Below are 6,658 nucleotides of genomic sequence, written 5' to 3' on the forward strand. Positions count from 1 at the left end.
CCTACGGAACCGCCGCGACTTCACATCCCCCTCGGGGCTGAGAGTTGCCCGCCGATCGGGTCAGTCCCGCGGCCACCGGGAAGCCGACGTCAGGTCCGTGCCCCGGCGGCGACGCGGCGGCTCAGGCCTCGTGCACCAGCTCCCCCGCGACGAACGTGTGCGTCACGGTGGCCAGCCCGATCTGGGACGGCGGGGCCGCGAACGGGTCGCGGTCCAGCACGACGACGTCGGCCGCCTTGCCCACCTGCAACGAGCCCGAGTCGGCCTCGTCGTGGTTGAGGTACGCCGTGCCGAGGGTGTGCGCGGTGAACGCATCGGCCAGGGACAACGCCTGCTCGCCGAGGAACGGGGGCAGGAACCGCCCGTCGGACGCGACCCGGGCGCGGTTGACCGCCGTGTGCACGATCTCCAGCGGGTTCGCCGTGCTCACCGGCCAGTCGCTGCCCGACGCCAGCACCGCACCGGCCCGGGCCAGCGCGCCGAACGGGTACTGGTGCCTCGCGCGGGCCGCACCGAGGAACGGCACGGTGAGCTCGTCCATCTGCGGTTCGTGCCGGGCCCACAGCGGCTGCATGCTCGCCACCACACCCAGCTCGGCGAACCGCGGGACGTCGTCCGGGTCCACCACCTGGATGTGCGCGAGGGTGTGCCGGCGGTCGTGCGCACCGTTGGCGGCCCGCGCCGCCGCGATGGCGTCGAGGGCCTCGCGCACCGCCCGGTCGCCCAGGGCGTGCACGTGCAGCTGGAAGCCGAGGGCGTCCAGGCGCACGGCGACCTCACGCAGCAGCTCCGGGTCGACGAAGCTCTTGCCGGAGTTCGGCGTCGGGCAGCCGCACGCGTCCAGGTACGGCTCGAGCATCCCGGCGGTGAAGTTCTCCGCCACCCCGTCCTGCATGATCTTCACCGAGGTCGCGGCGAACCCGGCCGCCACCGCGCGCTCCCGGCGGGCCACCAGGTCGTCGATCTGCTCCAGGCCGCGGTCCCGGTCCCACCACAGGGCGCCGACGACGCGCGCCTTGAGCTCACCGGCGGCGACCAGCCGCAGGTACGGCTCCAGGGTGTCCGGCACCGAGGTGCTGGCCCCGATGATCGCGTCCTGCCAGCCGGTGACGCCCCAGGCGAACAGCTGGCGCTGGGCGAGCCGCAGCGCCTCGTCCATCTCGTCCGCCGACGGCGCGGGCAGCAGCCGGGCGACGAGCCCCATCGCCCCTTCCTGCAGGGTGCCGTTGGCCCGGCCGTCGGGGTTGCGCTCGATGCGACCGTCGACCGGGTCCGGCGTGGTGTCGTCGATCCCGGCCAGTTCGAGGGCGCGGGTGCTCACCCAGGCGGTGTGCCCGTCGCGTGTGGCGAAGTACGCCGGGCGCCCGCCGACGACGGCGTCCAGGTCGGCGGCCTGGGCGATCCCGCCGGGGAAGGCGTCCATCGACCAGCCGGCGCCGACCACCCACGGCGCGTCGGTGGTCGCGGCGTACGCGGCGATGGCGGCCAGGTACTCGTCCCTCGTCGAGAAGCCCGACAGACCGCAGCCGAGCATCTCCAGCCCGGCGTGCACCGGGTGCGCGTGGCAGTCCTGGAACCCGGGCAGCACCAGCCCGCCACCGGCGTCGACGTGCTCGGCCGACGGGTCGTCGACGCCGATCGCCGCGATGGTGCCGTCGGCCAGCAGCAGCGGGGCCTCGACGATCCCGGCGGGGGTGAACAGCCTGCCGCCGGTGACGACGGTGCGGTGCGCGCTCACGTGGTGCAGCCCTTCGGCTCGGGGGTGGTGCGGCGCACGGTAGCGGGGCCGTGTGTCGGGACGGTTGCGGGCGGCGGAGGTGTCGGCGGGACCGCCTAGGGTGGGGGCCGTGCAGGCGGTGCAGGGGTCCTCAGGTCCGGTCGCCGACGAGCCCCCGGACTGGTTCGACGGGCTCGACGAGCCGCCCGCCTGGTTGGACGAGGCCGAACCGCCCGGCTGGACCGACGAGCCGCCCAGCGACGGCGCCCAGCCCGCGGGCGGCGCCCGGCCCGGTGCCGCGCCCGCCACCCGATCCGTCGCGCACGGCGCCCCCGCACCCTCCCGCGGTACGCCCGAGCAGGTGCTGCACGAGGTCTGGGGCTACCCGGCGTTCCGCGGTGCGCAGGAGCAGATCGTCGACACCGTCGTCGCGGGCGGGGACGCCCTCGTGCTCATGCCCACCGGCGGTGGCAAGTCGCTGTGCTACCAGGTGCCGGCCCTCGTGCGGGAGGGCACCGGCGTCGTCGTCTCGCCGCTCATCGCCCTCATGGCCGACCAGGTGGACGCCCTCTCCGCGCTCGGCGTGCGGGCCGGGTTCCTCAACTCCAGCCAGGACGGACGCGAACGGGCCGCCGTCGAGACCGCGTTCCTCGCCGGTGAGCTCGACCTGCTCTACCTGGCCCCCGAACGGCTCGCGGTGCCCGCCACGCTCGACCTGCTGGACCGCGGGCACGTCGCGGTGTTCGCGATCGACGAGGCGCACTGCGTCGCCCAGTGGGGGCACGACTTCCGGCCCGACTACCTGCGGCTGTCCCTGCTGCACGAACGCTGGCCGCAGGTGCCGCGGGTGGCGCTCACCGCGACTGCGACCGACGCGACCCGGGCCGAGATCGCCCAGCGCCTGGAGCTCACCGACGCCCGGCAGTTCGTCGCCGACTTCGACCGGCCGAACATCACCTACCGGATCGTGCCGAAGGACAACCCCAAGGCCCAGCTGCTCGAGCTGCTGCGCGCCGAGCACGCCGGTGACTCCGGCATCGTCTACTGCCTCACCCGGGCGTCCGTCGAGCAGACCGCCGCCTGGCTGGTGCAGCAGGGCGTCCCGGCGCTGCCGTACCACGCGGGGCTGGACCGCCGGGTGCGGGCCGCGAACCAGTCGCGGTTCCTGCGCGAGGACGGGCTCGTCATGGTCGCGACCATCGCGTTCGGGATGGGCATCGACAAGCCCGACGTGCGGTTCGTCGCGCACCTCGACCTGCCCAAGTCCGTCGAGGGCTACTACCAGGAGACCGGCCGCGCCGGCCGCGACGGGCTGCCGTCCACCGCCTGGCTGGCCTACGGCCTGGCCGACGTGGTGCAGCAGCGCCGGCTCATCGAGGGCTCCGAGGGCGACGCCGCGCACAAGCGCCGGCTCGCCGCGCACCTGGACGCCATGCTCGCGCTGTGCGAGACGGTGGACTGCCGCCGCGTCCAGCTGCTCGCCTACTTCGGCCAGACCAGCACCCCGTGCGGCAACTGCGACACGTGCCTGGCCCCGCCGCGGTCCTGGGACGGCACCGTGCCCGCGCAGAAGCTGCTGTCCACCGTCGCCCGGCTCGACCAGCGCGGGCAGCGGTACGGCGTCGGGCACGTCGTCGACATCCTGCGCGGCAAGCGCACCCCGCGGGTCACCCAGCTCGGGCACGACGGGCTGTCCACCTTCGGCATCGGCGAGGACCTGGCCGACGGGGAGTGGCGCACCGTGGTGCGTCAGCTGCTCGCCGCCCGGCTGCTCGACGTCGACTCCGACGGGTACGGCACGCTGCGGCTCACCGAGGGTTCGGCCGATGTGCTGCGCGGGCAGCGACAGGTGCGGCTGCGCCGGGAGGCCCCGCGCGCGGCGAAGGCCGTCCGCAGCGCCCGGACCGCGAGCGCCGCGGCCGACCTGCCCGCGGCCGACGTCGACGTGTTCGAGCGGCTGCGTGCCTGGCGGGCCGCCACCGCCCGGGAGCAGGGCGTGCCGGCCTACGTCGTGTTCCACGACGCGACGCTGCGCGAGGTCGCCACCCGGCGGCCCAGCACGCGCGCCGAGCTCGCCGGGATCAGCGGGGTGGGCGCCACCAAGCTCGACCGCTACGGCGAGGGGTTGCTCGCGGCCCTCGCCGCCGGCGACTGACCGCCCGTCGCCTTCTCGTTGGGTTCGGTCTCCTCGGACTGCGGCTCGTCCGACGGCTCGTCCGGCGGTGACCCGCCCGAGGGCCCGTCCGACGGCCCCTCCGCGGGCTGCTGGTCCTGCGGCTGCCGGGTCGGGATGCCGCCGGTGAAGAACAGCGCGAGCACCGCGACCAGGCTGAGCACGCCGAGCGCGACGTGCAGCCCGTCGATCCGGGAGGCCCGGTTCTGCTCGACGATCGTGGCCTGCAGCGTGGGCGAGACCCCGGCGTCGGCCAGCGCGGTGGACAGCTGGGCGTCGGACACGAACGAGGCACCCGTCGACAGCTCGACGTGCGCCGCCTGCTTCACCGAGTCGGGCACGTCGGGGTTCTGCGTGATGCCGGCGAGGAACGAGCTGCTCAGCGCCGCGATGAGGATCGACCCGGCCAGCGCCGTGCCCACCGAGGACCCGAGGTTGGTCGCGGTGTTCTGCAGCCCGCCGACGTCACCGCTCAGCTCCTCGTCGACCGAGGAGACCATGACCGCGCCCAGCTGCGAGGCCAGGGTGCCGATGCCCAGGCCCATGAAGACCATCGGCAGCGCGACCACCGCGGGAACGGCGTCCAGGTCGATGCCCGAACGCAGCAGCAGGATGCCCACGAGCATGAGCGCGATGCCGATCCGCACGGCTCGGCGCGGTGAGACGTGCGGCCACAGGCGCGGGATGCCCAGGGCCGCCACCAGCAGCGACAGCGAGAGCGGCAGCACGCGCATCCCGGTCTCCAGCGCCGGCAGCTCGAGCACCACGGACAGGAACAGCGGGACGACGAAGAACACCCCGGCCTGCACCAGGAACTGGAACCCGAACAGCGTCAGACCCGAGCGCAGCACCGTGTTCTGCAGCATCGAGATGCGGATGAGCGGTTCGCGGCCGGCCGCCGCCAGGTGCTTCTCCCACAGCAGGAAGCACCACAGCGTGACCAGCCCACCGATGATGAACCAGAACGTGAGCGACGTGCCGAGCAGCGACGGCGCGCCCGGCCGGGCCGTCAGCCAGCCCCAGTCGCTCGACCGCAGCACGCCGAACACGGTGACGCCCAGCCCGGTCGCGCACAGCGCCGCACCGAGCACGTCGAGCCGGGCCGTCGAGCGGGCCGCAGTGTCCTTGATCTTGCGGGACAGCACGAGGATGACCGCGACGATGACGACCTCGCTGAAGAACACCCAGCGCCACGACAGGTAGGTCGTGGCCGCACCGCCCAGCAGCGGGCCGACGGCGATGGCGACCGCACCCACCGCCGCCATGAGGCCGTACGCGCTCGGCCGCTGCGCCGGGGCGAAGTTGACCGCGATGAGCGCGACCACCGCCGGCAGGATGAGCACCGCACCCAGCCCCTCGAGCACCGACCAGCCGAGGATGAGCACCGGCAGGCTCGTCGACAGCCCGGTGACCAGCGAACCCACGCCGTACACGACGCAGCCGATCTCGAACGCCCGGCGCCGCCCGATGATCCCGCCGAGCTTGCCGCCGATCACCATGAAGGCGGCCATGACGAGGGCGTAGAGCGTGATCGCGGTCTGGATCCCGGTGATCGAGGTGCCGACGTCGTGCGCGACCTGCGTCATCGACACGTTCATCACCGAGCTGTCCAGCGTCATGAGGAACTGGCTCGCGGCGAGCGTGAGCAGGACCCCGCCCGCGGCGGCGGACGGGTCGGATGACTGGCGTGCGGCCACGGTCGCTCCCTCGATTCAGGTGGCCGCCATCATCCTCGGAGCGCGCCGGGTGCGGGCGTCACGGGTGGGAGTGTCCCCTGGTTGCTTGACAGGCCGCACCCGGACTGGTCATCCTCGACCCAGGTCACGAGTGCCAGCGTTCAGCCCCGGCTTGCTGGCCGGCAACCCTCCTCCGCGGTGGGGTGCCCCGGGTGACGACCTGGCTGCCCGTCGACCGTCGGGCGGCAAGCGCGGGACCCGCAGGTCCCGGTCGCACCGGAGGACTGTCATGACGCTCACCCTGGACCGTCCCGTCTGCGAGGCCCTGCTGCCCGTCGTCGGGGCCGACACGCTCGTGCCGCTCATCGACGGCCGGCAGGTCACCTACGCCAACCTCGACGGTGCCGCCTCCGCCCCGGCCCTGGTCTCGGTCGCGGCGCGGGTCACCGAGGTGCTGCCGCTGTACGCCTCGGTGCACCGCGGCGCCGGCTACCTGTCCCAGGTGTGCACGGCGCTCTACGAGCAGGCCCGGGCGCAGATCGGCCGGTTCGTCGGCGCGCGGCCGGACGACGTGACGATCGTCGTGCGCAACACCACCGATGCGCTCAACCTGCTCGCCGGGGTCGTGCCGGGCAAGGTGCTCGTGCTCGACGGGGAGCACCACGCCAACCTGCTGCCGTGGGTGCACGCCCGCCGCGGGGAGCACAGCACGACGATCCTGCCGGTGCGCGACACCGTCGCGCAGACGCTCGAGGCGCTCGCGGCCGAGCTCGCCGTCGGCTGCTACGCGCTGGTCACGCTCACCGGGGCGTCGAACGTGACCGGCGAGTCGCTGCCGATCGCCGACGTCGTCGCGCTCGCGCACCGGTGGGGGGCCCGAGTCGTGGTGGACGGTGCCCAGCTCGTGCCGCACCGCGGGTTCTCGCTCACGGAGACCGGGGCGGACTACGTCGCGTTCTCCGGGCACAAGACCTACGCGCCGTTCGGTGCTGGGGCGCTCGTCGGGCGGCGGGACTGGCTCGACGCCGGCCCCGCGTACCTGGCCGGCGGCGGTGCGGTGCGCGACGTGCGCACGGACCGGACGCTGTGGCA

Annotated in this window: 4 protein-coding genes and 1 riboswitch; of the genes, 2 read left to right on the top strand and 2 right to left on the bottom strand. The window is 74.1% G+C overall.

The features are described from left to right. Positions 1-121 precede the first annotated feature (121 nt). Positions 122-1,738, bottom strand: a complete 1,617-nt coding sequence (locus F2B26_RS04740; RefSeq protein WP_201292608.1) for an amidohydrolase — start codon at positions 1,736-1,738, stop codon at positions 122-124. Positions 1,739-1,847: 109 nt separating this feature from the next. Here F2B26_RS04740 and recQ point away from each other — a divergent pair, with 109 nt between their 5' ends. After that, positions 1,848-3,872, top strand: coding sequence for a DNA helicase RecQ (gene recQ / locus F2B26_RS04745; protein ID WP_438939164.1), 2,025 nt, complete (start codon positions 1,848-1,850; stop codon positions 3,870-3,872). Here the strand turns inward: recQ and F2B26_RS04750 are convergent. Next, a complete protein-coding gene (locus tag F2B26_RS04750; RefSeq protein WP_159806969.1) occupies positions 3,830-5,587 on the bottom strand; it encodes an MFS transporter in 1,758 nt (585 codons plus the stop codon). The genes recQ and F2B26_RS04750 overlap by 43 nt on opposite strands. 122 nt (positions 5,588-5,709) lie before the next feature. After that, positions 5,710-5,824: riboswitch (SAM riboswitch) on the top strand. A 31-nt stretch (positions 5,825-5,855) separates the two neighbouring features. Here F2B26_RS04750 and F2B26_RS04755 point away from each other — a divergent pair. Beyond that, positions 5,856-6,658 (top strand): aminotransferase class V-fold PLP-dependent enzyme (locus tag F2B26_RS04755; protein ID WP_159806971.1); only part of this gene is annotated, 803 nt, incomplete at its 3' end.

The organism is Cellulomonas citrea (assembly GCF_009829685.1).
GTDB lineage: Bacteria > Actinomycetota > Actinomycetes > Actinomycetales > Cellulomonadaceae > Cellulomonas > Cellulomonas citrea.